The organism is Dactylosporangium sp. NPDC051087, from assembly GCF_055586325.1.
In genome coordinates, this window is sequence record NZ_JBVJIJ010000023.1 from 42713 (window position 1) to 69159 (window position 26447).

The 26447-nt window shown below is 72.8% G+C and carries 21 protein-coding genes; 12 read left to right on the forward strand and 9 right to left on the reverse strand.

Going from position 1 to position 26447, the window contains the following annotated elements:
* The first annotated feature begins 48 nt into the window (after positions 1 to 48).
* Both ACZ6TV_RS37375 and ACZ6TV_RS37380 read left to right on the forward strand, forming a co-directional pair.
* Positions 49 to 1467, forward strand: a complete 1419-nt coding sequence (locus tag ACZ6TV_RS37375; RefSeq protein WP_465302987.1) for a WGR domain-containing protein — start codon at positions 49 to 51, stop codon at positions 1465 to 1467.
* 1402 nt (positions 1468 to 2869) lie between these two features.
* On the forward strand, positions 2870 to 3328 hold the full coding sequence (locus ACZ6TV_RS37380) for a pyridoxamine 5'-phosphate oxidase family protein (protein WP_465302989.1): 459 nt from the start codon (positions 2870 to 2872) through the stop codon (positions 3326 to 3328).
* Here ACZ6TV_RS37380 and ACZ6TV_RS37385 read toward each other — a convergent pair.
* Positions 3318 to 4199, reverse strand: coding sequence for a winged helix-turn-helix transcriptional regulator (locus ACZ6TV_RS37385; protein WP_465302991.1), 882 nt, complete (start codon positions 4197 to 4199; stop codon positions 3318 to 3320). The genes ACZ6TV_RS37380 and ACZ6TV_RS37385 overlap by 11 nt on opposite strands.
* Before the next feature lie 26 nt (positions 4200 to 4225).
* Here ACZ6TV_RS37385 and ACZ6TV_RS37390 point away from each other — a divergent pair, with 26 nt between their 5' ends.
* Together ACZ6TV_RS37390 and ACZ6TV_RS37395 are read left to right on the forward strand one after the other, a co-directional pair.
* Complete coding sequence (locus ACZ6TV_RS37390; protein ID WP_465302993.1) at positions 4226 to 5509, forward strand: MFS transporter; 1284 nt, start codon at positions 4226 to 4228, stop codon at positions 5507 to 5509.
* Positions 5510 to 5616: 107 nt separating this feature from the next.
* Positions 5617 to 9648 carry a molybdopterin-dependent oxidoreductase gene (locus tag ACZ6TV_RS37395; RefSeq protein ID WP_465302995.1) on the forward strand — a complete coding sequence of 1344 codons (4032 nt, stop codon included), beginning with the start codon at positions 5617 to 5619 and terminating at the stop codon, positions 9646 to 9648.
* Here ACZ6TV_RS37395 and ACZ6TV_RS37400 read toward each other — a convergent pair.
* Entirely contained in the window at positions 9642 to 11585 is a 1944-nt protein-coding gene (locus tag ACZ6TV_RS37400; RefSeq protein WP_465302997.1) for a tetratricopeptide repeat protein, read from the reverse strand. The two genes, ACZ6TV_RS37395 and ACZ6TV_RS37400, sit on opposite strands and share 7 nt — an antisense overlap.
* A 61-nt stretch (positions 11586 to 11646) precedes the next feature.
* Between ACZ6TV_RS37400 and ACZ6TV_RS37405 the strand changes: the two genes are divergently transcribed.
* Together ACZ6TV_RS37405 and ACZ6TV_RS37410 are read left to right on the forward strand one after the other, a co-directional pair.
* Complete coding sequence (locus tag ACZ6TV_RS37405; RefSeq protein WP_465302999.1) at positions 11647 to 12690, forward strand: hypothetical protein; 1044 nt, start codon at positions 11647 to 11649, stop codon at positions 12688 to 12690.
* Positions 12691 to 14278: 1588 nt separating this feature from the next.
* Positions 14279 to 14446, forward strand: a complete 168-nt coding sequence (locus tag ACZ6TV_RS37410; protein WP_465303001.1) for a hypothetical protein — start codon at positions 14279 to 14281, stop codon at positions 14444 to 14446.
* Positions 14447 to 14695: 249 nt separating this feature from the next.
* Here the strand turns inward: ACZ6TV_RS37410 and ACZ6TV_RS37415 are convergent, their stop codons facing one another.
* Entirely contained in the window at positions 14696 to 16975 is a 2280-nt protein-coding gene (locus ACZ6TV_RS37415; RefSeq protein WP_465303003.1) for a putative bifunctional diguanylate cyclase/phosphodiesterase, read from the reverse strand.
* 152 nt (positions 16976 to 17127) lie between these two features.
* On the opposite strand from ACZ6TV_RS37415, the gene ACZ6TV_RS37420 reads away from it, so the two are divergent.
* The 3 genes from ACZ6TV_RS37420 to ACZ6TV_RS37430 are packed head-to-tail and all read left to right on the forward strand — an operon-like array spanning position 17128 to position 17954.
* Positions 17128 to 17454, forward strand: coding sequence for a PadR family transcriptional regulator (locus ACZ6TV_RS37420; RefSeq protein ID WP_465303318.1), 327 nt, complete (start codon positions 17128 to 17130; stop codon positions 17452 to 17454).
* A complete protein-coding gene (locus tag ACZ6TV_RS37425; RefSeq protein WP_465303005.1) occupies positions 17451 to 17801 on the forward strand; it encodes a hypothetical protein in 351 nt (116 codons plus the stop codon). Before ACZ6TV_RS37420 ends, ACZ6TV_RS37425 begins: the two co-directional genes overlap by 4 nt.
* On the forward strand, positions 17802 to 17954 hold the full coding sequence (locus ACZ6TV_RS37430) for a hypothetical protein (RefSeq protein WP_465303007.1): 153 nt from the start codon (positions 17802 to 17804) through the stop codon (positions 17952 to 17954). It abuts the gene before it with no gap.
* 135 nt (positions 17955 to 18089) lie between these two features.
* Here the strand turns inward: ACZ6TV_RS37430 and ACZ6TV_RS37435 are convergent, their stop codons facing one another.
* Both ACZ6TV_RS37435 and ACZ6TV_RS37440 read right to left on the reverse strand, forming a co-directional pair.
* Positions 18090 to 18752, reverse strand: coding sequence for a B3/B4 domain-containing protein (locus tag ACZ6TV_RS37435; protein ID WP_465303009.1), 663 nt, complete (start codon positions 18750 to 18752; stop codon positions 18090 to 18092).
* A gap of 67 nt (positions 18753 to 18819) precedes the next feature.
* Positions 18820 to 19884 (reverse strand): hypothetical protein, encoded by a 1065-nt coding sequence (locus ACZ6TV_RS37440; RefSeq protein WP_465303011.1) that lies wholly within the window; start codon positions 19882 to 19884, stop codon positions 18820 to 18822.
* Positions 19885 to 19983: 99 nt separating this feature from the next.
* Between ACZ6TV_RS37440 and ACZ6TV_RS37445 the strand changes: the two genes are divergently transcribed.
* Both ACZ6TV_RS37445 and ACZ6TV_RS37450 read left to right on the forward strand, forming a co-directional pair.
* Entirely contained in the window at positions 19984 to 21762 is a 1779-nt protein-coding gene (locus ACZ6TV_RS37445) for a carbamoyltransferase family protein (RefSeq protein ID WP_465303013.1), read from the forward strand.
* Positions 21759 to 22415 (forward strand): hypothetical protein, encoded by a 657-nt coding sequence (locus ACZ6TV_RS37450; protein ID WP_465303015.1) that lies wholly within the window; start codon positions 21759 to 21761, stop codon positions 22413 to 22415. The genes ACZ6TV_RS37445 and ACZ6TV_RS37450 overlap by 4 nt, the downstream gene beginning before the upstream one ends.
* On the opposite strand, the gene ACZ6TV_RS37455 is transcribed toward ACZ6TV_RS37450, so the two are convergent.
* Complete coding sequence (locus ACZ6TV_RS37455) at positions 22324 to 22836, reverse strand: hypothetical protein (RefSeq protein WP_465303017.1); 513 nt, start codon at positions 22834 to 22836, stop codon at positions 22324 to 22326. The two genes, ACZ6TV_RS37450 and ACZ6TV_RS37455, sit on opposite strands and share 92 nt — an antisense overlap.
* Positions 22837 to 22859: 23 nt before the next feature.
* Complete coding sequence (locus ACZ6TV_RS37460) at positions 22860 to 23363, reverse strand: GNAT family N-acetyltransferase (protein ID WP_465303019.1); 504 nt, start codon at positions 23361 to 23363, stop codon at positions 22860 to 22862.
* Positions 23364 to 23403: 40 nt separating this feature from the next.
* On the opposite strand from ACZ6TV_RS37460, the gene ACZ6TV_RS37465 reads away from it, so the two are divergent.
* The gene (locus ACZ6TV_RS37465) at positions 23404 to 24228 is read left to right on the forward strand and encodes an ROK family protein (protein WP_465303021.1); all 825 of its coding nucleotides are present in this window, start codon (positions 23404 to 23406) and stop codon (positions 24226 to 24228) included.
* 13 nt (positions 24229 to 24241) lie between these two features.
* On the opposite strand, the gene ACZ6TV_RS37470 is transcribed toward ACZ6TV_RS37465, so the two are convergent.
* Both ACZ6TV_RS37470 and ACZ6TV_RS37475 read right to left on the reverse strand, forming a co-directional pair.
* Complete coding sequence (locus tag ACZ6TV_RS37470) at positions 24242 to 24931, reverse strand: laminin G domain-containing protein (protein WP_465303023.1); 690 nt, start codon at positions 24929 to 24931, stop codon at positions 24242 to 24244.
* Positions 24932 to 25053: 122 nt separating this feature from the next.
* Complete coding sequence (locus ACZ6TV_RS37475) at positions 25054 to 26379, reverse strand: condensation domain-containing protein (RefSeq protein WP_465303025.1); 1326 nt, start codon at positions 26377 to 26379, stop codon at positions 25054 to 25056.
* Positions 26380 to 26447: the final 68 nt, after the last annotated feature.

Here is a 26447-nt window from a genome sequence, read left to right on the forward strand (position 1 = left end):
ACGCTGTCGGCGCCCCCTCGTTGCTTCGTGTTTGAAAGGCCGTGACCGATGCCCCAGACGACCTATCTCGAGCTGTCCGAGGACAGCGGCAGCGCCCACAAGTTCTATGAGGTGACCGTGGACGGCACCGAGATGTCGATCCGTTACGGCCGCATCGGCGACTCGGGCACGCTGAAGACCACCACCTATCCCGACAACGCCAAGGCGACCACCGAGGCCGCGAAGAAGATCGGCGAGAAGGTCCGCAAGGGCTACGCCCCGGCAGTCGCCGGCCAGCGCGCCAAGCGTTCCGTCTCCCGCCGCGTCATCGTCAGCGCCCGCTCCACCGCGAAGACCGCCCCGCTCCTGTGGCGCTACAAGTCCGGTTCGTCCGCGTTCGGCATCTTCGTCGACGACCGCGTCTGCATGGTTGGCAACGAGGCCGGCGTCGTCACCACCCTCTCCCACGACGCCGAGGTCCAGCGCCAGTTCAAGCTCCCCGACGGCGTCAAGTGCATCGTCGCCGACGACGACTGGCTCTATGCCGGCTGCGACGACGGCAACGTCTACGACCTCTCCGGCAAGATCCCGCGCCTGGCCTATTCCATCGCGCCCGACATCGACATCTACTGGCTCGACATCCACGACGGCGTCCTCGGCGTCGCCGACGCCCAGGGCGGCATCTGCAGCATCGACCACGAGGACGACTTCCTGTGGCGCCGCCAGGGCAACGGCTCCAGCGGCTGGATGGTCCGCTGCGACGACAACGCCGTGCACCACGGCCACAGCAAGGGCGTCACCAGCTATGACTGGCGCACCGGCCAGGAGCTGTGGAACCAGCCGACCCGCGGCGCCGTCCTCTTCGGCTGGCAGGAGCGCGACACCCTCTATGCCGGCATGTCCTCCAACCAGGTCCTGTCCTTCACCAAGAGCGGCCAGACCTCCGTCAGCTACCGCTGCGACAACACCATCTACTCCTGCGCCACCGCCCCCGACGGCCGCTACGTCTTCGCCGGCGACTCGAGCTCCTCGGTGTATTGCTTCGCGGCGGACGGCACCCGGCTGTGGAAGCTCGCCACCGGCTGCGGCAGCGCCTACTCGATGCAGTATCACGACGAGCGCCTCTACATCGTCACCACCGACGGCTCGCTCGCCTGCATCGACGCCAGTGAGCAGGCCGTCCGCGCCGCCGAGCAGGGCGTCGTCCCCGAATACGTCGACGTGAAGGCCCCCCGCATGGAGGCCGTCGCCCCCTCCACCACCGTCGAGGTCGCCACCGACCCGAGCGACGGCATCATCGTCGAATGCTTCGAGGACGGCGGCCGCCTGCGCATCCGCGTCGTCTCGCCCGGCTTCCACTCCGACTGGCAGGTCCAGTTCCCCAAAGGCATCCGCGAGCCCAACGCCCGCTACGTCGTCCCCGAGATCCGCGAGGCCAGCCGCGGTGGCTTCTATCGCGCCCACGGCGAGATCCGCCGCCTCGTCTGATCTAGCCCCGTCCTGCCGGCCGGCCGCCGCGCGGGGTCCGTTCGCCGTGGACCCCGCGCGGCCGCCCGGCCCTTCCACGCCCCGCATGCCCTTCGCCTGCCGTGCACCGCTTCGTCGGCGTCATCGGCTGTTCGTGGCGCTGCGTCGGCGAGGTCGTGGAGCAGTGATGTTCGAGCGGTTCACCCAGCGCGCCCGCACCGCGGTGCAGATGTTCCGAGGCCGTCTCCCTCGGGTCGGGTGCCGGCCTTTCGCGCCCGCGTCTGCGGGGGGCGTTGCCGCTCGGCGAGGACCTCGATCAGCGCGGCGCCGGTTGCCGACCCGGGCCCTGCGGCGGTCGCCCGGATTCATCGCTCGCCCTTCTGCGGCGGGCACGCCCTTCGGCTTGTTTCGGTGCTTTGCCGGCGGGAACTCCGCGGTGTCCATGCCCTCTGGCTGTTTGGATGCTTCGTTGGCGGAACTCCGCGGCCCGGATGTCCCGAGGGCGGCTCCTCGCTCTTCCTGATCCGAATCGGCGCGTGGATCCTCGCTGTCCCGGTCGGGCGCCGCCTCCACGGGTGAGTTGCGTATTGGAGGATCGTGACCACCATGGCGCCGGTTGCCGATTCCGGGGCTCCGCGACGGTCGCCCGGTTTCACCGCTCGCCGTTCTGCGGCGTGCATGCCCTTCGGTTGTTCGGTGCCTCGCCGGGGGCACTCCGCGGCCCGGGCGTCCCGAGGGCGGCTCCTCGCTCTTCCCGATCCGAACCGGTGTGCGGGGTCGTTGCTGTCGTGGTTGGGCGCCGCTTCCATGGGTGTGTTGCGCCCGGGGATCGTGACCAGTGCGGCGCCGGCTGCCGATCCGGGAACCGCAACGGCGGCCGGTGTCATGCCTTGCTCTTTCGCGCCGTGCATGCCTTTGCGCCGTTTCGGCCGTCCTGACCGTTTCGGCGGCGAGGATGCCGCCCTGTTCACCACCTGATCGAAGCAGCGCACGCAGAGGGATGGGCGCCTCTACAGGTGCGTTCTCGCTCGGTGAGGGGGCCGTGATCAGCGCGGCGTCGGCTGCTGATCCGGATTCGCGACGGCGGCCCGGGCTGCCTCTGGACCATCCCGGCGGTGTTGGCCGGTGCCGGGGGCGGTCAGGTCGGCCGCCGGTCACCGTCTCCTCCGCGGGACGGGCCGCTGTTCGCCGCGCCGTGACGCCGCATGCACGGCGGAAAACTACAAAGTGGTGGGTGAGGCTCCGCCCAGCGAAGCCGTGATGCCGCATGTCTGCCGGCCGTCGTCGTTGTGTCGGCTCGCCGCCGGCATGGAGATTCGTGACGGCAGGGGGCGGTGGTGACGGTTCGTGCGTACGGGTTCGGGGCGTATCGATCAATGTCGGTTGGCGGGTGGGCTGGGCGGGGGTGGCATACGCTGCGGGAATGGTGGCGTTCGAGGAAGCTGCACGGGTTGCGCTGGACGAGAACCGGTATGTGGTGCTGGGCACCGCGGATGCGAGCGGGCGGCCGTGGGTCTCGCCGGTGTTCTACACGATGAGCGGGTATCGGGAGCTGATCTGGATGTCGTCGCCGGAGACGGAGCATTCGCGGAACCTCGCGGAGCGGCCCGAGGTGAGTCTCGTGGTGTACGACTCGAGTGTGCAGGTCGGTGAGGCGTTCGCGGTGTACATGCGCGGCGTCGCGGCGGAGGTCACGGGCGGGGCGGTGGCGGCGGTCGCGGCGGCGTACGGGGAGGCGGCGCTGCCCAAGGGTGGGCGGCGGGTCAGGGTCGAAGAGGTGACCGGGGACGGGATCTACCGGATGTACCGGGCGACCGTCCGCGAGCACTGGGTCCTCGACCCCGACAGCCGCCCCGACGGGCGCGCCGTGGTCACGCTGTAGCCGGTGCGGGGAGCAGGGCGAGGACGTCGTCGACGGAGGCGGCCGGATCGGAGATCGGGAACTGGACCTCGCGGATCGTGCCGGTGGGGTCGGCGAGCAGGGTCAGGCGTTTGAGGCGGTCGACGCCCGCCGCGCGGAAGGTCGGCAGGAGCAGGCTCGCGGTGAAGGTGAGGTCCTGGTCCGACAGGAGCGGGAAGGGCAGGCGCGCGTGGGCGGCGAACGCGGCCTGCTGGTCGGGGCGCTGGGTGCTCACGCCGTACACCGACGTGCCCCTGGCGGTGAAGGCCGGGTGACGGGCGGCGTAGGTCAGCGACTCCAGGGTGCAGCCCGCGGCGCCGGGGATGTCGCCCCAGCCGGGTGGGTAGCCGTGGGCGCCGGGGGCGAAGGCGCCGGGGAAGCAGAACAGCACCGTCCATGACCCGTCGGCGCCGACAGCGGTGGCGGTGCCGTCGTGCGCGGTCAGCGTCACGGCGGGCAGGCGGCGGCCGGTGAGGGCGTGGACGCGGCGGGTCTCGGCGGAGGCGTCGTCCGCGGTCGCGGTGAGGGTGCCCGGGCCCATGACATGGCGGGTGCCCCAGTCCTGCAGGGCGACGAGGACCGGCAGCAGGCCCTCGCCCTTGGCGGTGAGCAGGTAGTCGTAGCGCGGCGGGTGCGCCGAGTACTGCCGCCGGTGCAGCACGCCGTGCTCGACGAGCCGGCCGAGGCGCTCGGTGAGGGCGCGGCGGCTCACGCCCAGCGCGCGTTGCAGCGCGTCGAAGCGGGTGGTGCCGCCGGCGATGTCGCGCACGATCAGGAACGTCCAGCCGTCGCCCATGACGCCGAGGGCCTGGCTGATGCCGCAGTCGGCGTCGGCGAGGGCAGCGCGGTCCATACCTGCCGACTATAGTGCGTTCCATTATGGAACTGACAGTGCAGAGGGACGTCACCACCGCCCGGGAATCCGTGTTCTGGACCTGGTGGGCGGCCGGGACCACCAGCTCCGTCGGGTCGGCGGTCGGGGCGGTCGCGCTCCCGCTGACCGCGCTGGTGGTGCTCGACGCGGGACCGTTCGCGATGGGGGTGATCGCCGCCGCGAGCTACGTCGCGTGGCTGGTCATCGGGCTGCCGGCGGGCGTGCTCGTCCAGCGGCTGCCGTTGCGGGGCGCGCAGATCGGCGCGGACCTGGCCCGGGCCGCCGCCGTCGGGTCGGTGCCCCTGGCCTGGTGGTGGGGGTGGCTCACCGTCACCCAGCTGGTCGTCGTCGGGCTGGTGGTGAGCTTCGCCAACGTGGTGTTCGACGTCGCCAACGGGACGTTCCTGCCGGAGATCGTCGAGCGGGAGCGGCTGCAGGCCCGCAACAGCCTCACGTCGGCGACGCACGCCGCGACGCAGCTCGGCGGGCCGTCGATCGGCGGGCTGTGCGTGCAGCTGCTCGGGCCGGTGGCGACGGTCCTCGTCGACGCCGTCAGCTACCTCGCCTCGGCGGCGCTGCTGCGGACGCTGCCCGCCCGGCCCGGCCGGAAGGCGCAGGGCACGCATCGGCACCTGATCCGGGAGGGCTGGCGGTTCGTGGTCCGGCACCCGGTGATGGGTCCCGGCATGTGGACCGCGACCGCGGTCAACTTCGTCTGCGGGGCGCAGCTGGCGGTGTACCCGCTGTACCTGGTCCGTGAGCTGCACGCGCCCGCCGCGCTGGTCGGGGTCCTGCTCGCCGCCGAAGGCGTCGGGTCGCTGGCCGGGGCGGCGCTGACCCCGTGGATCACCCGCCGGCTCGGCACCGCGCGCGCCCTGGTCAGGGCCGGGTTCGTCGCGGTCGCCGGCGCGGCGCTGGTACCGGCCGGCACCGGCCGGGCGGCGTTCGTGGCGTTCGCCGCCGGCAACATCGTGTTCGCCGCCGGCGTGGTCGTGCTGAGCGTGACGACGAGGACGTACCGGCAGATCGCCAGCCCGCCGGACCTCCTGCCGAGGGTCGTCGCCACGGTCAGGTTCGTGTCGTGGGGGGCGATCCCCGTCGGCGGGCTCGTCGCGGGCGCGCTCGCCGGCGCGTTCGACGGCCGGGCGACGCTGTGGCTGTTCGCGGCGGCCGCGCTCGCCGCCCCGCTCGTCCTGGTGTGCTCGCCGGTCCGGCGCCTGCGCGACCTGACGGACCATGGCGCCCCGGGCGTTCACAGCACGGGCGACGTCGATGTCAGGCACGTGTAACGGCGCGGCGATGATCGGCGTGACGTGCGTGTAACGCGCCGTCCTTAAGCTCACCCCGCAGCGTCACGGTCGACGCGTCGGTGTCGGCCGGGCGGAGGGAAGTGGTCGTGGGAGCACTCGGCACCCAGGTCAGGACGGTCTGCTCGTACTGCGGCGTCGGCTGCGGGATCGTGCTGGACATCGGGCCCGGCCCGGACGGCCGCGCCAGGGTGCTGCGCTCGGCCGGCGACAAGGCGCACCCCGCCAACCGCGGCCGCCTCTGCACGAAGGGCGCCACCAGCGCGGACATGCTGGCCGCGCCGGGGCGGCTCGGCACCGCGAGGGTCCGCCCGGAGCGGGGCGCCGCACCGCAGGACGCCGGCCTCGACGCCACCATCACCGAGACCGCCCGGCGGCTGCGGGCGATCATCGACGAGCACGGCCCGGACGCCGTCGCGCTGTACGTGTCGGGACAGATGACGCTGGAGGCGCAGTACCTGGCGAACAAGCTCGCGAAGGGGTACATCGGCACCAACCAGATCGAGTCCAACTCGCGGCTGTGCATGGCCAGCGCCGGCAGCGGCTACAAGCTGTCGCTCGGCTCGGACGGGCCGCCCGGGTCGTACGACGACCTCGACCACGCCGACGTGTTCCTCGTCATCGGCGCGAACATGGCCGACTGCCACCCGATCCTGTTCCTGCGGATGCTCGACCGGGTCAAGGCCGGCGCGAAGCTCATCGTCGTCGACCCGCGCCGCACCGCCACCGCCGAGAAGGCCGACCTGTTCCTGCAGGTCAACCCCGGCACCGACCTGGCGCTGCTCAACGGGCTGCTGCACCTGCTGGTGGAGGCCGGCCACGTCGACGAGGAGTTCATCGCCGAGCACACCGAGGGCTGGGCCGCGATGCCGGAGTTCCTCGCCGACTACACCCCGCAGCACGTGTCCGCCGTCACCGGCATCGCGGAGCAGGCGCTTCGCGAGGCCGCGAGGTACATCGGCGAATCCGGGAACTGGGTCAGCTGCTGGACGATGGGCCTCAACCAGTCCACCCACGGCACGTGGAACACCAACGCCCTGGTCAACCTGCACCTCGCCACCGGCGCCATCTGCCGGACGGGCAGCGGCCCGCTCTCCCTCACCGGCCAGCCCAACGCCATGGGCGGCCGCGAGATGGGGTACATGGGACCCGGCCTGCCCGGTCAGCGCTCCGTCCTCGCCGAGCAGGACCGCGCGTTCACCGAGGACCGGTGGGGGCTGCCCCGCGGCACGCTGCGCACCGACGTCGGCACCGGCACCGTCGACATGTTCCGGCGGATGGCCGAGGGCGAGATCAAGGCGTGCTGGATCATCTGCACCAACCCGGTCGCGTCGGTGGGCAACCGCCGCACCGTGATCGAGGGTCTCGAGGCCGCCGAGCTCGTCATCACGCAGGATGTGTACGGCGACACGGAGACCAACGCGTACGCCGACGTGATCCTGCCCGCGACGATCTGGGGCGAAACCGACGGCATCATGATCAATTCGGAGCGCTCCCTGACGCTCGTGCACCGCGCGGTCGACCCGCCGGGGGAGGCCCTGCCCGACTGGCAGCTGATCGCCCGCATCGCCACGGAGCTCGGCCACGGCGCCGCGTTCGCCTACGACAGCGCGGAGGACGTCTTCGCCGAGCTGCGCGAGTTCTGGAACCCGGCCACCGGCTACGACCTGCGCGGCGTCACCTACGAACGGCTCCGCGAGGGCCCGGTGCAGTGGCCGGCGCCGCCCGGCGGGGACGCCCGCAACCCGGTCCGCTACCTCAACGACGGCGTCAGCCGGCGACTCGTGGAGCGGCCCGACGGCACCCGGCCCAGGCTGGCGTTCGCGACGCCGAGCGGCCGGGCGGTGTTCTTCGCCCGCCCGCACCTGCCGGCGGCGGAGCTGCCCGACGACGACTACCCGTTCCTGCTCAACACCGGCCGCGTCCAGCACCAGTGGCACACGCTGACGAAGACCGGCCGGGTCGGCAAGCTCAACAAGCTCAACCCCGGCCCGTTCGTCGAGGTCAACCCGGCCGACGCGGCCCGGCTCGGGATCGGCGACGGCGACCGGGTCGAGGTCGCGTCCCGGCGGGGCCGCGCGGTGCTGCCTGCCGTCGTCACGGACCGGGTCATGCCCGGCGGGTGCTTCGCGCCCTTCCACTGGAACGACCTCTTCGGCGAGTACCTCAGCGTCAACGCCGTCACGAACGACGCCGTCGACCCGATCTCGTTCCAGCCCGAGCTCAAGGTCTGCGCGGTCGCCCTGACCAGGGTCGCCGACGCGCCCGACCGTGGCGAGGACCTGCGCGGTCTGCTGGGGCTTCCGGCGGTACCGCCGCAGCTGACCGACGACGAGAAACGCTACCTGGCCGGGTTCCTGGACGCGCTCACCGCTGCGCCGCCGGACCACACCACGGTGCCCGTCCTACCGGCGTCGGCACCCATCGCGCCGGAGCGGGCGCTGTGGGTGAACGGGCTGCTCGCCGGGCGCTACTCGCGGGTGCCGCCGGCCGTGCCCGCCGCCGTCGCGGTGGTGCAGGAGGCGGCCGGTCCGGCGGTCCAGGTGCTGTGGGCGTCGCAGACCGGCAACGCCGAGGACTTCGCCGGCGTCGTCGGCCGCCGCCTCGCCGACGCCGGCTGGCAGGCGAGCGTGCGGAGCATGGCCGACGTCGGCGTCGACACCCTCGCCGGGCCCGCGGACCTGCTCATCATCACCAGTACGTTCGGCGACGGCGACGCACCCGACAACGGCGCCGCGTTCTGGCAGTCGCTGGGCGGCCCCGACACGCCGCGCCTCGACGACCGCCGGTACGCCGTGCTCGCCTTCGGCGACTCCAACTACGACGACTTCTGCGGCCACGGCCGGCGTCTCGACGCGCGGCTCAGCGAGCTCGGCGCGACCAGGCTCACCGCCCGCGTCGACTGCGAACCGGACTATCAGCCGGCCGCCGGCGCCTGGCTCGACCAGGTCATCACCGCGCTGCGGGCGACGGCTCCGGCCGGGCGCGCCGCGGCTCCGGCGCCGACCCGCAACCAGCCGGTCACCGCCCGGCTCACCGGCAACCGCCTGCTGAGCCTGCCGGGCTCGGCGAAGGAGGTCCGGCAGTTCACGTTCGACGCGGCGGACGGTGTACTGCCGTACGAGGCCGGCGACGCGCTGGGCGTCTGGCCCGTCAACTGCCCGGACCTCGTCGGCGAGTGGCTCAAGGTGACCGGCCTGCGCGGCGACGACCCGGTCGAGCTCACCCAGCACGGCACCCTGCCGCTCGCCGAGGCGCTGCACCGCCGCCTCGAGATCGCGAAGGTGAGCCCGGACCTGCTGCGGTTCGTCGCCGAGCGCAACGGCGACCCGCACCTGAAGACCCTGCTGCGCCCCGACAACCAGGGCGAGCTGGCGAAGTGGACGTGGGGCCGGCAGGCGGTCGACGTCGTCGCCGAGTGGCCGGTCGACGCCACCGCCCAGGAGTGGGCCGGCGTGCTGAAGCGGCTCCAGCCACGGCAGTACTCGATCTCCTCGACGCCGCTGCTGGACCCGTCCCGGGTGAGCCTGACCGTGTCGGTGGTCCGCTTCCCGAACAGCCGCGGCCAGACCCGCAAGGGCGTCGCGTCCACGTTCCTCGCCGACCTCCCCGCCGACGGCGACGTGCAGGTCTTCGTGCAGCGTGCCCCGCACTTCCGCCCGCCCGCCGACCCGGCCACCCCCATGATCATGGTCGGCCCGGGTACCGGCGTCGCCCCGTTCCTCGGCTTCCTGCACGAACGCCAGGCGCGGGGCGCCCGCGGCGCGAACTGGCTATTCTTCGGCGAGCAGCGCCGCGCCACCGACTTCTACTACGCCGAGGAGCTGCTCGCCCTGCGCGACACCGGCGTCCTCACCCGCCTGGACCTCGCCTTCTCCCGCGACCAGCGCAACAAGGTGTACGTCCAGGACCGCATGCGCGAACACGGCGCCCAGCTGTGGTCCTGGCTGCAGGACGGCGCGTACTTCTACGTCTGCGGCGACGCCAGCCGCATGGCCAAGGACGTCGACCGGACCCTGCGCGAGATCGCCGTCACCCACGGGCACCTGACCCCGGACGCCGCCGAGGCCTACGTCAAGCAGCTCAGCACCGAGAAACGCTACGTCCGCGACGTCTACTGACGCAGCCGCACCGTGTGCGGATGCTCCGCCCCCAGGACCCGGGTCCGGTCGGCGATCAGCGCCGCCCGCTCTTCCGGCCGCCAGTGCACGAGGTTCTCCCGCACCTGCATCGTGTCCGGATGATCGGGCCCGAGCACGCGCACGTAGTCGGCGAGCACCGCGTCGAGCCCTGCGACGGCGGCCGCGGGGTCCCCGGCCAGCCCCCGCCAGTGCGCGAGACTCCGCCGCGTGTCGAGGGTGTCCGGATGGTCGGCCCCGAGGACCCGCTCCGCGTCCGCGAGAAGGCGGCCGCTGTCGTCGGCAGCGGCCTGCGGGTCCCCGGCCAGCCCCCGCCAGTTCGCGAGGTTGTGCCGCAGGCTGAGGACGGCCGGATCGTCGGCGTCGTTGATCCGGAGCCGGACCGCGAGGACCTCGGCGGTCTCGGCGGCAGCGGCGGCCGGATCGCCCGCGTGGCCGCGCCAATAGGCGAGGTTGCCTCTCGTGCGGAGCGTGTCTGGGTGCTCCGCGCCGAGTGCCGCGGTCTGATCTACCAGCAGCGCCTGCTGCGCCGCGACCGCCCCGGCGAAGTCACCGGCCTCGCCCTGCCAATATCCGGCCTCATACCGTGCCGAGAGTGTGGTGGGGTGCAGGTCTCCCAGCGTCATGCCCGCCACCAGCACACGCTGGGCGAACTGGTCGTGCGCGACGGCCGGAGCGCCGAACTCGCCGACGGTCCGGGCGATCTGCGCCGTCAGCGGATGCAGCGTGAACCAGGTGACGTGCTCCCAGTTGTCGAACGGCCCGGTGTTTCGCAACCAGGCCGTGCTGTTCGCCACGAACGCCTCCGCGCCGTGCCGCCACGTCTCCATCAGCGCGTCCGCGGCCGCCTGCAAGATGCGTCGCAGTGCGGGCAGTGACGTGGCCTCGAGTGCGGAGCGTTGGGTGAGCGCGTGCATCCGGACCGAGAGGAGCGGGTCGGCCGGGTTGTGTGAGACCAGGCTCAGGCGGTGGAGGTTGCGCAGGGTTCTCCTGGCGTCGGGCGCGTCGCTGCCGAGATACCCGCACGCCGCGGTGCTGGTGAGGACCGCCTCCGGGATGCCGTTGGGGTCCAGGGTCGCGGCGAGCAGCAGCATCGGGCGGGCCAGGCCCACCGGCGTGAGGGCGTCGGCGCGGTCGGCGGCCAGGGACCAGGTCGCGGCCAGCTCGTGGTCGTAGTCGTCTCCTGTCGCGTTGGGGAAGAGGTCGGCGAGGCGGCGGGTGCGGTCGGCGAACAGGGCTCTATATGCGGCGCAGGTCAGCGCGTCGTCGACGATCACCGCGGCGGCCTGCGCGAGGGCCAGGGGCAGATGACCCAGGTCCTCGGCGAGCGCGGGCGCGTCGGGATCGTCGTGGCCGAGCTTGGCCGTCAGGTACGACAAAGACTCCCGCGCCGTGAAGACGCCGACGTCGACCAGACTGCCCCGGGAGCGCAGGGCGGCGTCGCGGCGGCGGGTGGTCACCAGGAGCCGGCCGGTGGCGCCGGCGGGCCACAGCCCCCGCAGGTCGGCGGGGTCGGCGACATCGTCCAGGACGACGATCCAGGTCTTCGAGGTGCCCGCCAGCCAGGTGAGGAAGGCCGCGGCGTCGCGCTCGGCGTCGCCGGTGGACAGGCGCAGCGCCGCGGCCGCGTCCGCGTAGCCGGTCAGGGTCGCGGTGCGGGAGGAGGCGGTGACCCAGACCGCGAGCTCCACCGATGCGCGGGCCTGCTCGAAGAGCGCCGCCGCGAGCTGGGTCTTGCCCGTTCCGCCGTCGCCGGTCAGTACCGACGCGGCATCGGCGGCATCGTGGCGCCTCGGCTGGAAGGCGTCGGCGCGCAGCGGGGCACGGCCCACGAGGAGGGGCCAGGTCAGCGGGGGCGGCCCGCCGTAGTGGTTGATCTGCGTGTTGTTGTCGCCGACCTGTGCGCCTCGGACGTCCACGAAAATATCGTCGCACCCCGCCGATATGGTGAGGCCTCGGCGAAACGGGGAGGAACGACCGATGCGTGGATGGTTCGGTGCCGTGCTGGCGTGCGCGCTGCTCGCGGGGTGCGGCGGGGACCCGGTGCCGGTGCCCGCGTCGGCGGTGCCGCCGAAGGCGTCGGTCGCCGAGGAGCTCGCGGTCCTGGCCGGGGGCGGGATCGCGGTCCCCGCGGCGAAGCAGCTGCCGGCCGGTTCGGCGATCGGCGGGCCCGACTATGCGGTGCGCCTCACCGAGGTCGGCACCGCCGATCACCTGGAGCCGGCGGTGGTCACGCAGTTCGGCAGGATGCAGTCGGCGACCGGGGTCCCGCGCGACGCGTCCGGGCCGATCGCGGCGGGTGCGGGCAAGGAGTTCGTGTTCGCCAGGCTGGCCGAGGTGCCGGGCCGCAAGACCGAGCCGTCGCCGGAGGTGAAGGCGCGGCTGCGGGTCGGTGACAAGGCCCGGCCGGTCGAGGGCCTGGTGTCGCCGGACAGTGTCCTGGTCGCGCTGGTGCCGGCCGGGGCGCCCGTGACGCTCGTCGTCGCCGACGCGGACAAGGAGCAGACCGTCGACCTGCGCACCGGCGCCGTCGGGCCGGGAGCGGTGGCCGCCTATCTGAAGCCGCGGCCGTACGGTCAGACGTCCTACAAGCTGGTCGGACAGGTCAGCGGCGAGCCGCACCAGACCTATGTGGAGATCACCGTGTCGGCGGCCCTGGAGCCCTATGACCACCGCAAGCAGGGCACGTGGGCGCCGGCCGGGCGGACCTGGCTGCGGGTGTGGGTGGAGGCGAAGTTCACCGCGATCGGCCGCCTCGGCGGCACGATCGACATGCGGCAGAGCCTGCAGCTGACGGCCGGTGGGAAGGCGGTCACCGTGGAGGCGTCCGACGCGGCCGTCACCGCCGACTCGGCGCCGATGGGCGCCTACACGATCAGCGACGAGGTGCGCATGGAGGTCGCGGAGGGGTCGGCGCAGACACTGCAGTTCACCTTCGCACCGAAGGGCGCACTGACCCGCGACGACAAGCCGGCCACACTGAAGCTGACCGGCGCCGGCCAGAAGCAGCTCACGCTGAAGTAGCCGGGGGCGGCCAGAAGCCGCTCACGCTCAGGTGGCCTGCGGCGGTCGGAGGCAGCTCCCGTCGAGGTGACCGGTGGTGGGTGGAAGCAGCTTCAGGCTGAGGTGGCCGTCGGTGCTGGGTGCGGGTCGTCGTCCACTTGGTGAGCTGTGCTGCCGGGACGGGTCGGGGGAAGTGGTAGTCCTGGGCGGATCGGTAGCTGAGGGCCCGTAGTTGCTCGGCCTGCTCCGGCGTTTCGGCGCGTTCGTGTCGAAAGGCGCGCTGACCCGTGACGACAGGCCGGGCCACGTTGAAGCTGACCGGTGGCGGGCCGAGGTGGCTCACGCTGAAGTAGTCGTCGGCGGGTGGGAGCGGCTCGCGTTGAGGTGGCCGGTGGTGGGTGGAAGCGGGCTTCAGGCTGAGGTGGCCGCCGGGGACGGGGTGCGGGTCGTCGTCCACTCGGTGAGCTGCGCTGCCCGGACGGGCCGGGGGAAGTGGTAGTCCCGGGGCGGAGCGGTAGCTGAGCGGCCGCGGTAGCTCGGCCTGCTCCGGCGTTCGACACCTTCGCGTCGAAAGGCGCGCTGACCGTGACGACAAGCCGGGCCATGCTGAAGCTGACCGACGGGCAGAAGCAGCTCACGCTTGAAGTAGCCACCGGCGGGTGGAGGCGGCCCGCGTTGAGGTGGCCGGTGGTGGGTGGAAGCGGCTTCAGGCTGAGGTGGCCGTCGGCGATGTGGTGCGGGTCGTCGTTCACTTGGTGAGCTGCGCTGCCGGGACGGGTCGGGGGAGTGGTCGCCCTGGGCGGAGCGGGTAGCTGCGGGCCCGTAGTTGCTCGGCCTGCTCCGGCGTTTCGACGCGTTCGTATCGAAGGCGCGCTGACCCGTGACGACAGGCCGGGCCACGTTGAAGCTGACCGGTGGCGGGCAGAAGCGGCTCACGCTGAAGTAGCCGCCGGCGGGTGGGAGCGGGCCGCGTCGAGGTAGCTGGTGGAAGCAGTCTCAGGCTGAGGTGGCCGCCGGGGACGGGGTTCGGGTTGTCGTCCATTCGGTGAGCTGGGCTGCCGGGACGGGCCGGGGGAGGTGCTCGCCCTGGGCGGATCGGTAGCTGAGCGCCCGCAGTTGCTTGGCCTGCTCCGGCGTTTCGACACCTTCGCGTCGAAGGGCGGCGCTGACCCGTGACGACAAGCCGGGCCACGCTGAAGCCGACCGGTGGCGGGCAGAAGCGGCTCACGCTGAAGTAGCCGCCGGCGGGTGGAAGCGGCCCGCGTTGGAGCGGGCGGCGGGCCGTGCCACCGTTGCCGCTGGTCTGCCCGGGCCTGCTGATCCTCATCACGGTGCTGGGCTACGGCCGCTCGAACCCTGCCTTCGTCGCGGCGGTCGTGGCGATCCTGCTCATCGTGATCCCGATCGGGGCTGGTCGTGAGGCAATTGGAGCCGCTCAACGCCACCGGCGACGCCTGGAACGCGGATGCCTCACCACCCGACTGGACCGAGGTTCGGTGAAGGCGTCGGCGGCGTACGTTCTCACGCTGTTGTTCGTGCTCGTCGCCGCCGTCGCGGAGGTGCCGCTCGGTCGGTTGGCGGGCCGGATACCGCGCAAGACCGTGGCGGGGTGGGGTTCCTCGCGTCGCGGGTCGGGGTGGGGGAGTCGAGCGGTTCGCTGCTGGCTGATCTGTATCCGAGTGAGCGCCGATGCCGGGCGAACGCCGTGTTCATGCTCGGCTTCCCGATCGGGACGCTGCTCGCGTTCCTCACCATGGGTGGAAGCGGCTCAGGCTGAAGTGGCGGTCGGTGACGGGGTTCGGGTCGTCGTCCACTCGGTGAGCCAGCCGGGACGGGTCGGGGGAAGTGGTCGCCCTGGGCGGATCGGTAGCTGAGCGCCCGCAGTTGCTCGGCCTGCTCCGGTGTTTCGACATCTTCGCGTCGAAGGGCGCGCTGACCCGTGACGACAAGCCGGCCACGCTGAAGCCGACCGGCGGCGGACAGAAACAGCTCACGCTGATGTGGCCGGTGGCGGGTGGAAGCAGCCTCAGGCTGAGGTGGCCGCCGGGGACGGGGTGCGGGTCGTCATCCACTCGGTGAGCTGCGCCGCCGGGACGGGCCGGGCGAAGTGGTAGCCCTGGGCGGAGCGGTAGCCGAGCGACCGCAGCAGCTCGGCCTGCTCCGGTGTCTCGACGCCTTCGGCGACGGCGTGCAGCCGCAGCGCCTGCGCGAGCTGGATGACGGCCGCGGCGACCGGGGTGCGGCCCGACACGGGTGCCTGGGTGAAGGAGCGGTCCAGCTTGACCTCGTCGACGGGGCAGTCGTGCAGCAGCCGCAGCGTGGAGCTGCCGGTGCCGAAGTCGTCGAGGGAGATCCGCACGCCCAGCGCGCGGAGGCGGTCGAGGGTGGCGGTGGCCGGTCCGAGGTCCAGGGCCATCGACTCGGTGATCTCCAGGACGATGCGGGACGGGTCGACGCCGTGGGCGGTCAGGGTACCGGCGACGAAGTCGGCGTAGTCGGTCTCGCGCAGCTCCCGTGGCGACACGTTGATGTTGAGCACGGCCGGGGCGGCGGTGCCGTGCTGCGCGTCCCACTCCGCGAACTGCCGGCACGCGTCGGCGAGCACGAAGCGGCCCAGCGGGACGATGAGCCCGGTGCGCTCGGCGAGGGGGATGAACGAGTCCGGCGGGAGGACGCCGTGCTCCGGGTGGTCCCAGCGGACGAGGGCCTCCGCGCCGACGAGGTGGCCGTCCTCGAGGGACACGATCGGCTGGTACACCAGGAAGCACCGCCCGCCGGTGATCGCCTCCCGCAGCTGGGCGGGATGGTCGCCGGCGTCGCCGAGCTCGGACATCCCGCTGTCGTAGTGCAGGAACGCCGTGCCGGTGAGGCGTTTCGCGGCGTACATGGCGATGTCGGCGCGGCGCAGCAGCACGCTCGGGTCGTCGCCGGTGCGGCCGTCGGCGATGCCGATGCTCGCCGAGATCGGCAGCTCGTGGCCGTTGACGACGGCGGGGACGCGCAACGCGTCGGTCAGCGCCTGCACGGCGAGGGTGGCGTCGGACGGGTCGGCGCCGGGCATGACCACGACGAACTCGTCGCCGCCGAGGCGGGCGACCGTGTCGCCGGTCCCGGTGCGCTCCTTGAGGCGGCGCGCCACCTCGATCAGCAGCAGGTCGCCGACCTCGTGGCCGAGGGTGTCGTTGACCTCCTTGAAGTCGTCGAGGTCGATGAGCGCGACGCTGACCGGGCCCGGCTGCTGCAGCGCCTCCTGGAGCCGCTGGCCGAACAGCGCCCTGTTGGGCAGCTGCGTCAGCGCGTCGTGGGTGGCGCCGTGGTCGAGCCGGGCGAGGAGCCGGCCGTTGTCGACGAACGCGGCGACCTGCCGCACCATCACCAGCGCGGTGAGCGTGACCGCGCCCAGGACCATCATCTTCTGGTCGGCGTGGTCGCCGGTCCACGTCTCCAGGATGAGCAGGATGTACACCGCGGCGACGGCCGCGTAGGGGACCAGGCTGAAGGGGCGGCGCCGGCGGGCGGCGACGGGCCGGCGGGTCGCGCGGAGCTCCCGCTCCGCCGACCACGACGCCAGGCAGCACACCACGGGGATGCTGACCTGGGTCACCATCAGGTGTGGGTGGCCGGGCGCGAGCAGCGGCTGGAGCAGCGAGCTGGTCGCGCCGAAGAAGATCGAGAACGCGAGCCACTGCAGCGCCGACTTGTCGATGAACTCGTACCCGGACAGCATCACCTTCGCCACGGCCAGGACGACGACCAGGGCGAGCACGCCGAGGATCAGAGAGCCGACGACCTGCTCGCGGTTGTCGGTGCCGAGCGCGCCCCGGGTCTGGAAGTGCCAGATGAACACGGCGGCGCCGGCGACGACCGTGCCGCCGTCGAGGGTGACCCGGAGCCGTTCGCCGGCGCTGCGGGCGGACAGCGGCAGCCGGTACAGCGCGAAGATGATGAACAGGACGGCGCCGCTGTCGAAGATCAGCAGTCCCGGCCCGTTGTAGGCGCCGCCGACCTCGGGGTGGGTGAGCACGTCGATCGCCTGGGTCGTGTGCGCGACCCCGACGAGGAACGCCGCGACGCTCAGGTGCCCCCAGAAGCGGCGGGTCGGCGCGGGCAGCGACGCCGTGCGCGACGTGCGGCGGAACGCGGCCGTGAGCAGCAGCGCGCCGATCGGCGTGGCCACCCACAGCAGCACCGGCGGCCCCACCGGTGCCACCAGGTTGACCGCGAACCAGGTCGCGCAGACGGCCAGGACGACGCACATGGCGCGCATCAGCCCGGACATGGCCCGCGGCCGTCGCAGTGCGCCCATGCGGTCTCCTCGTCCGGTGCCGTCGCCAGTGCGCTGCCTACATCGACCACCCGAATGCTGCCATGAGCCATTGCATCGTGGGACACACCCCGACCCCGATGGTACGGTTGACGTAATATCGCGGCGGCTGTAATTTGCAGGTCATGCCTCCAATGCAGGAGCCGACGTTTCTCGTCCTCACCGCGCTCACCGGCGAGCCGCTGCACGGCTACGGGATCCTGCAACAGGTGACCGCCCTCTCCGGAGGCGCTGTGGTGCTGGGGGCCGGCACCTTGTATGGGGCACTGGACCGCCTCACCGAGCAGGGACTGATCGCGGTGGAGCGCGAGGAGGCCGTGGACGGCCGGCTCCGCCGCTACTACCGGCTGACGGACGAGGGCGCGGACCGGCTCGTCACGGAGGTCGAGCGGCTGCGCCGCAACGCCAACGCGGCCGCCGCGGGCCTGCGCCGGCGCGGGCCGCGGCCGGGTCTCGCATGAAGCGGTCGCCGCTCGAGCGGCGCTGTCGGCTGCTGCTGTCGCTGTATCCGGCGGCGTATCGGCGCAGCCACGGGGACGAGCTGGTGGCGACGCTGCTCGACGCGGCCGGTCCGTCGCGCGTCCGGCCCACCCCGCGCGAGGTGGCCGACCTGGTGCGGGGCGGGTTGCGGCAGCGGTTCCGGTTGCCGGTCGGGAAGGCGCCGGTCGCGGTCGCGGTGTTCGCGGCGCTGCTGTTCGGGGGGCTCGGCGCGGGCGCCGGGTCGTTCCTCGGCTGGTCCACCGTTCCGCCGCTGCGCGCCGACGCCGCGGCGACCGGGATCGTGGGGCTGGCCCTCGGCGAGCCGTAGGTGGGTGGCTTCGGCCGGGACGACCGCTGGCAGCACCGGGCCGTCCCGCTCGTCGCCGTCGACCCGCGCGGTCCGGCGGGCTGGTCGTCCGCCTCGGCCGCCGGCCGGTTCACCGCCCCCGCCCGAGGCCCCCGCCACGGCACCGGCCGGTGACCGGGCCAGGGACCGCCTGAGCCCCGCCTGAATCCCGGTCCCGGGCCGGTCACGGTCGCGGTCGGCCTGGTGGTGCGGAGGGTGGCGGTGAGGGTCTCGCGCAGCGCGGGGATGTCGGTGGTGGCGGTGTTCGTGTCACGGGCCGGCGGTGGTCACGGTCGCGGCCGGCCAGGTGGTGCGGAGAGCGGCGGTGAGGGTCTCGCGCAGCGCGGTGACGTCGGTGGTGGCGGTGTCGTGGAGGGCTTCCGCGACGATGAACGCCCGGCTGGTCCGCGCGCTGATCGCTGAGTTGCCGCTCTGCCGGTTGGTCCAGCGGCGGGCGTGGGCGCGGCCCGCCCCGTCGGCGAAGACGACCTCGCCGGGGTCGGGGTGTTCCACGTTGCCGGCGAAGGTGGCGTAGGGCTCGGTGCCGGTGGCCCGGCGGACCTCGAGGTCGCCGGTGATGCGGTCCAGGTCCAGGGCGGCGACGGGGATCGCGTAGGCGGCCGAGACGGCGTTGCACAGGTCGACGAGCGGGTGCAGGGACGGCAGGTCACCCTCGCGGCGCAGGCGGCGCAGCAGCGACTCCGAGGCGCAGCGGTACTGGGTGGGTCGCAGGCCCATCGCCGTGAAGGCGCGGCGCCACGCCTGGATCTCCGGCAGCCCGCCCTCGGTGCCGGTGGCGAGGCGGCGCCGGGCGGTGTCCAGCCAAGGGGAGGGGTCGACGACGGTGTCGGCCGTGACGCCGTCGACGAACAGGGTGACCGCGGCGAGCGCCGGGAAGTCGGCGCGGAGCGCCGGGTGGTGTCGGAACCGCACGCGCTCCAGCGTCACCGGGCCGCGGGGGTGACGGCAAGGACCACTTCGCCGCTCGAATGCGGGACCATCAGGCGGGGCACGGTCGGCGCAGCACCGTCCACTGGGGCTCGGGGACGAAGCCGAGCGCAGCTTTCGGGCCGGTCGCGCCCTTCCCGCCGACGATCAGCGGGCGCCCGCCCTCGATGGACCAGCGGATGATGCGGGCCAAATGGTCGAACCACAGGCCGCTGCGCCGGGGGCCGCCGAGCGGCAGTGCGCCCCACGGGCCGAGGACCGGCGCGACCGGATGGTCGAGGGTGAGCGTGGCCGCGATGAGGCCGCCGGCGCCGGTGTAGCTCAGCGCGAGGACGTCCGGCAGGGCCAGGACGGTGGCGAAGAGCTCCTGCGGCCAGAAGCGCAGCGGCGGCCAGCGGTCGGTGTGGTTGCGGCGGGCGGCGTCCAGCGCCAGGCGGTGGAACTCGGCGGGGTCGAGGCCGGACTCCGCGGCCGGGCCGAACGCGACGGTGACCGACGGGTCGGCGTCGATGTTGCGGACCAGGCGCTGCTGGTCGACGCGCCGCGATTTGCGCAGGGTCCGCAGGTACGCGTCGTAGTCGGCGAACGTGTTGCGCAGCAGCAGCGTCGGCAGGCCGGCCCGGACGACGGCGACGCCGTGCAGCAGCTGGGGCAGTTCGGCCCGGTAGATGTTGCGGTACAGGACGGCCTGGATGCGGCGCCCGTACGCCGAGCGCAGCGCACCCTCGAGGGCCCTGGCCGCGGCGCCGAACAGCTCCGGGGCGGGCCCGTCCGGGTCCAGGGTGCGGGGCAGGCCGCCGAGGGCGATCCCGCCGAACGCGCCGACGACCATGCTGTCCACGTCGGCGACGGCGATCCCGAGCCCGCTGAGCCGGCGCAGCCGCAGCGAGCCGAGCCCGACGATTTTGTCGCCGTCGCGGAACGCGCCGGCCAGGACGGGGCCGCGCCTGGTCGCCGCCAGGGTCCGCATGACCGGCCAGTCCCGCACCTGGTGCAGGCCGGCCTCGTGGACCGCGGACGCCCACCACGGCGGCGGGGCGGCGTCGTCGGCGTTGACGAGGTCGCACGTTAACTCATCGATGCACCTGATATTCCGCCAAGATCTGACGGCGGTCAACAATCCGACGGGAAGACTTCCGCCATCAGGGATGAGCGTCAATACTTTTGCTCGTTGTCGGGCGACGGAATGATCTTCAGTCGACGGAATGGGGAATCGATGTACGTCCTCGGATTGAGTCAACATCATGATTCGGCCGCGGCACTGCTGCAGGACGGGCGGATCGTCGCGTTCTGCGAGGAGGAGCGCTTCAGCCGGATCAAGCACGACGGCGGGTTCCCCGCGCTGGCGATCCAGTGGTGCCTGCGCAGCGCCGGCATCACCCTCGGCGACGTCGACCACGTCGCGTACTTCTTCCAGAACCGGCGCATGGTCCGGCACGCCGCCACGCACTTCGTGCGGCACCTCCCGGCGACCCTGGCCGTGCTGCGCAACGACCCCGGCGACTACGGCAGCGCCCGCAGCTTCCACGCCACGGCGACCGGCCGGGCCGTGTCGACCCACGCCGACGACCACCACATGGGCGGCACCCTGCTGGTCATGTGGCGCCGCCAGGCGCGCCTGGAAGGGCTGCTGCGGGCCAGCACCGGCCACGACGGGCCGGTCAAGTTCAAGCTGCACATGGTCGACCACCACCACGCGCACGCCGCCAGCGCCCTGCACGTCTCGCCGTGGGACAGCGCCGCGGTCATCGCCTGGGACGGCATCGGCAGCGACGGCACCAGCACGCTGCTCGCCGTCGGTGAGGGCGACCGGATCCGCGACCTGCGGCGGGTGAAGTTCCCGCACTCGCTCGGCGCGCTCTACGCCGACGTCACCGGCTGGCTCGGCTTCCACCCGACCCGCGACGAGGGCAAGGTGATGGGGCTCGCCGCGTACGGGCAGCCGACGTTCGTCGAGCGGTTCCGTGACCTCGTACACCTGGACAGCGACGGGCGATATGCGCTGAACCTCAGCTGGTTCCGCCACCACGCCACCGGCAAGCACCAGGTCTCCGACAAGTTCCGGGCCGAGTTCGGCCCGCCCCGGCCCAAGACCCGCGACGCCGTGCCGCAGCACTACGCCGACGTCGCCTACGCGCTGCAGAACACCCTCGAGGAGGCCGGGCTCCACGTCGCGGACTGGCTGCACCGCACGACCGGCAACCCGCGCCTGGTCACCGCCGGCGGCGTCGCGCTCAACAGCGTCATGAACGGCAAGATCCTGCTGCGGACCGGGTTCGAGGAGTTCTTCGCCCAGCCGGCCGCCGCCGACGACGGGTCCGCCCTCGGCGCCGCGACGTTCGTCTCCACCGGCCTCGGGCTGCCCCGCCCCAGCGGCGAGTATATCTTCCTCGGCCCCTCCTACCCGGAGTCCGACATGGAGAAGGCGCTCACCGACGCCGGCCTGCAGTACGAGCGCCGCGACCCGATCACGAAGACCGCCGCGGCCGCGATCGCCGACGGGAAGATCATCGGCTGGTACCAGGGCCGGGGCGAGGCGGGCCCGCGCGCGCTCGGCAACCGCTCGATCCTCGCCGACCCGCGCGGCGCCGACACCAAGGACCGGCTCAACGAGAAGGTCAAGCACCGCGAGCCGTTCCGCCCGTTCGCGCCGTCGTGCCTCGTCGAGCACGCCGGCGACTACTTCGCCAGCGGCTACCCGAGCCCCGTCATGCTGCTCGTCTTCGACGTCCTCGCGGACCGGCGCTCCGTCGTGCCGGCGATCACGCACGCCGACGGCACCGCCCGGGTGCAGACCGTCTCCCGCACCGACAACCCGCTGTACTACGAGCTGATCAGCGAGTTCCACGCGCTGACCGGGGTGCCGATGGTGGTGAACACGTCGTTCAACGACAACGAGGAGCCCATCGTGTGCACCCCCGCGGACGCCGTACGGTGCTATCTCAAGACCGACATGGACGCCCTCGCGCTCGGGCCGTTCTGGACGCAGAAGTGATCCGCCGCTGGTGGTGGGTGGCCGCCGGGGTCGCGGGCGCGGCGATGACCGTGCTCATCATGGGTGTCCTGCCGCCCGACCGGACCATCGACAACCCGCTGGAGTTCCTGCTGCGGATCAGCCCGGTCCTGTTCGCCGTCGCCGCTGTCGCCGGGTTCCCGCAGCGGGCGGCGCCGGGCCTGATCCTGCTCGCCGCGGTGATCGTCGGCTACATGGGCGTCCTGGACACCCTGTACGTGCTGCGGGTCGTCGCGCTCGCCGACGGCGGCGCTTTCGCGCCGTTCTACCAGATGGCCATCTTCGTCAACGCGTTCACGATTCTCGCGATCCTGTTCGGCTACCGGCTCGGCGGCGCGTCCACCGAGCGGGTGCTGCGGCTCGGGTACGCCTCGGCGCTGGTGCTCGTGTCCGGGCTCAACGACCTGACGTTCTACTACCTCAACGACTGGCCCGAAGGGCGCCCGGCGCGGCTGGACTGGGCGTCGCACATCACGGTTTTCGTCGGCGGCACCGCGACCCCGGCGGTGGCGGTCGTGTTCTGCGCCGTACACCTGCTGCTGGCTACGGCCGTCCTGCTGGTGCCGGCGTCCACACTTCGGCGTCGGCGAGAAACCCGGCTGCCGTCCCCGGCACCGGCGACCCCGCCACCGTGAGCGACCCGCGCCCGCACCGGGCGAAGACCGTGGACAGGTCGAGGCCCAGGCCCTGAAAGTCGCCGACGGTGATCAGCCGGTGCCCGGACGGGTCCTGGAGCTCGACCGCGATGCCGCCGCCGGACGCGGTGCAGCCGGACGCGAGATCCTGCTCGAACGTCACCGGCGCCTCGAGGAGCGCGGGCTCCGGCCACGCGAGGCCCTCGACCTCGGGGAAGTGCCGGGTGAAGGTGCCGGCCAGCCAGCGGCCCAGCGCCGGGCGGTCCGTGACGAGCGTGGTGCGGCCCTCGTGCCACAGGACTAGTGCCCGGCCGGCGCCGTGCGGCGACCAGTCGACCCGCCACGCCGACACGAACGCGACCGTCGCACCGTCCCGCGTCACGGTCAGCCCCGGATTGGCTCCCACGAGCAGCACCGACATCGGCCGATCGTACGTGCCGACGCTCATTGCAGATGCTTCACGAACTTCAGCGAGTCGCGGCCCGGCCCGTCGTAGTTGGTGTGCACGGCCAGGCCGTCGACCTCGGTGTCGCCGGGCACGAGGGTGAAGCCGAGCCGGGTGTGGAACGCCAGGGACCGCCGGTTGGCGACGCCGGTGATCGCGTGCACCTTCCGGACGCCGCGGGCGCTCACGTCGGCGAAGAAGCGCCGGTACAGCGCACCGCCGACCCCCGTGCGGCGCACCGCCGGCGCCACCCCGACGAAGTGGATGTAGCCGACGCCGGGATCGGACTGCGACACGAACCCGACGAGGAACGCGCCGAGCCTGCCGCCGGGCAGGTCCTGGACGAAGCTGGTGTCGGTGAAGTGCTGGAAGAACAGGCGGGGCAGCAGCGTCGCCCGGTAGTGGTGGCCGGAGTCCCCGCCGAGCCCGCCCCACCATTCGTCCATCACCGCCATGACCCGGGGGTGGTCGTCCTCGACTGGGTGCCGCAGTGTTCCGATCATCGGTCCATTGTTGTCGTACCCCGCTGCTACGGTCGGGCGCATGGTCGAGGTGCCGGACGGGGTCGTGGCGGTCGACATCGGCGGGACCCGGACCAGGGTGTCGGGCGGGGACGGGGCGGTGGTGCGGTTCCCGACCGACCCGGACTACGACCGGCAGCTCGTCCTGCTCCGTGACGCGCTGCCGGCGAGTCCGGTGGCCGTCGGGGTGTCGTTCGGCGGGCGGGTCACCGCGGACGGGGACGTGCGGGTCTCGTTGCACCTGCGCGGGCACGAAGGGCGGCCGCTGCGCCGCGACCTCGAGAGGATGCTCGGCTGCCCGGTGCGGGTCGCGCACGACGCGACCTGCGGGCTCCTCGGCGAGCACGCGCACGGCAGCCTCCGCGGCGTCGACCGGTGCGGATATCTGACCCTGTCGACCGGGGTCGGCGCGGCGCTGCGGCTCGGCACCGGCGGGCACTTCGTGGCGGTCACCACCGAGGCCGGTCATCAGCTCGTCGAGGGCAACGACCGGCGGTGCGGGTGCGGGCAGACCGGCTGCCTGGAGACGCTGCTCGGCGGTGCGCAGCTGCGCCGCCGGCTCGGGCGTGGCCTGGAGGACGTCGACGATCAGGGCTTCTGGCGGGGGTATGCGCAATGTCTGGCCGCCGGTGTCGCCAACTTCGCCCTGACGGCCGGGTTGGACGCCGTCGCGATCGGCGGGGCGGTCGCGGTCCGGCGGGCCGAGCTGTGGCCACCGCTGCGGGCGGCGCTGGCGGAACGCCTCACGTATCAGGCGGTGCGGGTGCACCCGGCGGCGACGGAGGACGCGCCGCTGATCGGCGCGAGGGTGCTCGTCGGCACGCCGCCGACGAGCATCCTGCACTGAGCGCCGGGCCGGGTCAGCGGGCCTCGATCTCGACCCAGTCGATGTCGCCGGCGTAGTAGTCGCAGCCGACGTCGCGCTGGTCGCAGTCGGTCTTGCCGCCGATCGACAGGGGCCAGCTGTTGGCGATCGGGCCGGTCCAGCCGCTGCGGCGGGCGACCGTGCGCCCGTCGATCTCCAGGCTCACCCCGGAGCCGGTCCGCTCGCAGCGCACGACGTGCCACCAGCCGTCGTTGATCCGCCGGGACGCCTGCACGATGATCGTGCCCTTGGAGCCGCGGAACAGGCACTGCACGATGCCGTTGGGGATCTGGAACTTGAAGTTCCCGCCCGACGTCGTCGCCTGGCCCTTCTGGATGATGTTGCCGAACTGGTAGGTCGTGCGGATCCGCATGGTCACGGCGTAGTCGCGGCTGCCCGGGTCCAGCGCGGAGCTGTCCGGGACGGTCACCAGGTGCCGCGGGTGCGTCGGCGGCCGGTCCGGCTGCAGGCGGGTGAAGCGGTACCCGGTCGCGCCGCGGACACCCACGTCGGTGATGACCTCGTTGCCGATCGAGCCGTTCAGCCCGTTGCCGCTGCTGTCGATCATCGTACGGGCGCCGGAGCCCTCGTTCATCGACCAGGTCGCCACCGCGTAGTGCCCGGGGCTGGCACCGGCGGCGGTCGCCGACCCGCCCACCAGGACCGCGGCCGCGGCCGCCACCATCAGGACTCGCCGACCGGACGTCAAAGCGACCATGCATACCCCCGAACACGTCAAATCCGGGAGCGGATCTCATACCGGACAAATGAGATCGTAAACCCCGAAAGGGTCCGGCAGGGGCGGATTCACACGCCTGTCGGGGCGTCCGGATCCAGGGCGGCCTCGACGGCGGCGGCCTCCATGCCGCGCAGCAGGGCCTCGCCGTCGGCGGGGGAGACCACGTGCGTGTCCATGAAGATGATCGCCCGGACCGTGTCGCCGGGGAGGTCGTCGATGTGCACGATCAGCGGCTCGAACGGCACGTCCTGCCGGGTCGTCCACTCGAACGCCGCCCGCGCCACCAGGTCCTTCAGGTCGTCCTGCTTGACCGGCGCAGGATCCGGCGCGGTGTCGGTGCGGCGGTCGTTGAAGTAGCAGGGCAGCTCGAGGTCCGCGCCGCGCTCCTCGACCACCCGGCGGATCAGGTCGTCGAGCTCCACCGGGTGGTAGTAGGCGTGCTTGTACGTGGTGAGCGCGCCACGCCTGGCCCGGTCCAGGACCTCCGCGAACGACACCCCGGCGACGTCGAGCTGGCACAGGCCGTACTGGGCGAGCATGCACACGACGCGGTCCAGCCCCGGCCGGAACCGGTTGTTGACCATCGGCCGCAGCACGACCGGGTTGACCTTCGTGACCCGGGCGAGCGCGACCGCGAACACGGCGAGCAGCGCCGGCGCCGACGCCACCCCGGTCCGCTCGGTCACCGCCCGCAGCGCGGGGGCGAGGGCGTGCGATGTGAACTCGCCCCGCCAGTGCCGCGGCTCGGGCTTCTCGGTGGTGTCGGGGAAGCGGCGCGGCGCCATCCCGCGCAGGATGCCGTCCCAGTGCCGCAGCGCGAGCGTGTTCTGCCGCTGCCCGGACGGCGACGCCTGCCACCGGGCCTGCTCCAGCGGCTGCAGCTGCGGGATCGGCGTCTCCACCCGGGTCGCGAGGTCCTCCAGCATGACCCCGGTGCCGAAGCCGTCGGCCACCAGGTGGCACATGACGACGACGAGATGCGTGAGCGCGCCGCCGGACCGGATCGCGGTCATCCTGACGGGCCAGTCCTCGGCGAAGTCGTACTCGGCGTCCTGCAGCCGCAGCCGCTCCGACTCCGCGACGGCGGCCGGGTCCCGCGGGCCCGCGTCGACGATGTCGAGGGTGATCTCGCCGGACGCCGCGACGACCTGGCTCGGCCGCCCGTCCTCGTCGAACCGCAGCCTGGTCCGCGCCGTCGGGAAGCGGCTCATCATGTACCGCAGCTGCTCGGCGACGTCGTCGACGGTCGTGCCCTCGGGCAGCGGCCCCCACGCGCCGTTCGGCAGCCACGACTTCTGGCGCACCATGGCCTGCCAGATGTCCTGCTGCCCCCACGAAAGGTCGGCGACGCCGTCGCCCTCACCGGTGAACGCCACCACAACCCGATCCGCCATCGAGGTCATGCTGTCACCTCCACATCGAAGGCGCCGATCGTAGCGGATCATGGTGTCGGGGCTGCCGG

Excerpts from the sequence above, each read along its gene's own strand:
- ACZ6TV_RS37375 (WP_465302987.1), top strand. The coding sequence starts at position 49 with ATGCCCCAGACGACCTATCTCGAGCTGTCCGAGGACAGCGGCAGCGCC.
- ACZ6TV_RS37380 (WP_465302989.1), top strand. The coding sequence starts at position 2,870 with ATGGTGGCGTTCGAGGAAGCTGCACGGGTTGCGCTGGACGAGAACCGG.
- ACZ6TV_RS37385 (WP_465302991.1), bottom strand. The coding sequence starts at position 4,199 with ATGGACCGCGCTGCCCTCGCCGACGCCGACTGCGGCATCAGCCAGGCC.
- ACZ6TV_RS37390 (WP_465302993.1), top strand. The coding sequence starts at position 4,226 with ATGGAACTGACAGTGCAGAGGGACGTCACCACCGCCCGGGAATCCGTG.
- ACZ6TV_RS37405 (WP_465302999.1), top strand. The coding sequence starts at position 11,647 with ATGCGTGGATGGTTCGGTGCCGTGCTGGCGTGCGCGCTGCTCGCGGGG.
- ACZ6TV_RS37415 (WP_465303003.1), bottom strand. The coding sequence starts at position 16,975 with ATGGGCGCACTGCGACGGCCGCGGGCCATGTCCGGGCTGATGCGCGCC.
- ACZ6TV_RS37420 (WP_465303318.1), top strand. The coding sequence starts at position 17,128 with ATGCAGGAGCCGACGTTTCTCGTCCTCACCGCGCTCACCGGCGAGCCG.
- ACZ6TV_RS37425 (WP_465303005.1), top strand. The coding sequence starts at position 17,451 with ATGAAGCGGTCGCCGCTCGAGCGGCGCTGTCGGCTGCTGCTGTCGCTG.
- ACZ6TV_RS37445 (WP_465303013.1), top strand. The coding sequence starts at position 19,984 with ATGTACGTCCTCGGATTGAGTCAACATCATGATTCGGCCGCGGCACTG.
- ACZ6TV_RS37455 (WP_465303017.1), bottom strand. The coding sequence starts at position 22,836 with ATGTCGGTGCTGCTCGTGGGAGCCAATCCGGGGCTGACCGTGACGCGG.
- ACZ6TV_RS37460 (WP_465303019.1), bottom strand. The coding sequence starts at position 23,363 with ATGATCGGAACACTGCGGCACCCAGTCGAGGACGACCACCCCCGGGTC.
- ACZ6TV_RS37465 (WP_465303021.1), top strand. The coding sequence starts at position 23,404 with ATGGTCGAGGTGCCGGACGGGGTCGTGGCGGTCGACATCGGCGGGACC.
- ACZ6TV_RS37470 (WP_465303023.1), bottom strand. The coding sequence starts at position 24,931 with ATGGTGGCGGCCGCGGCCGCGGTCCTGGTGGGCGGGTCGGCGACCGCC.
- ACZ6TV_RS37475 (WP_465303025.1), bottom strand. The coding sequence starts at position 26,379 with ATGGCGGATCGGGTTGTGGTGGCGTTCACCGGTGAGGGCGACGGCGTC.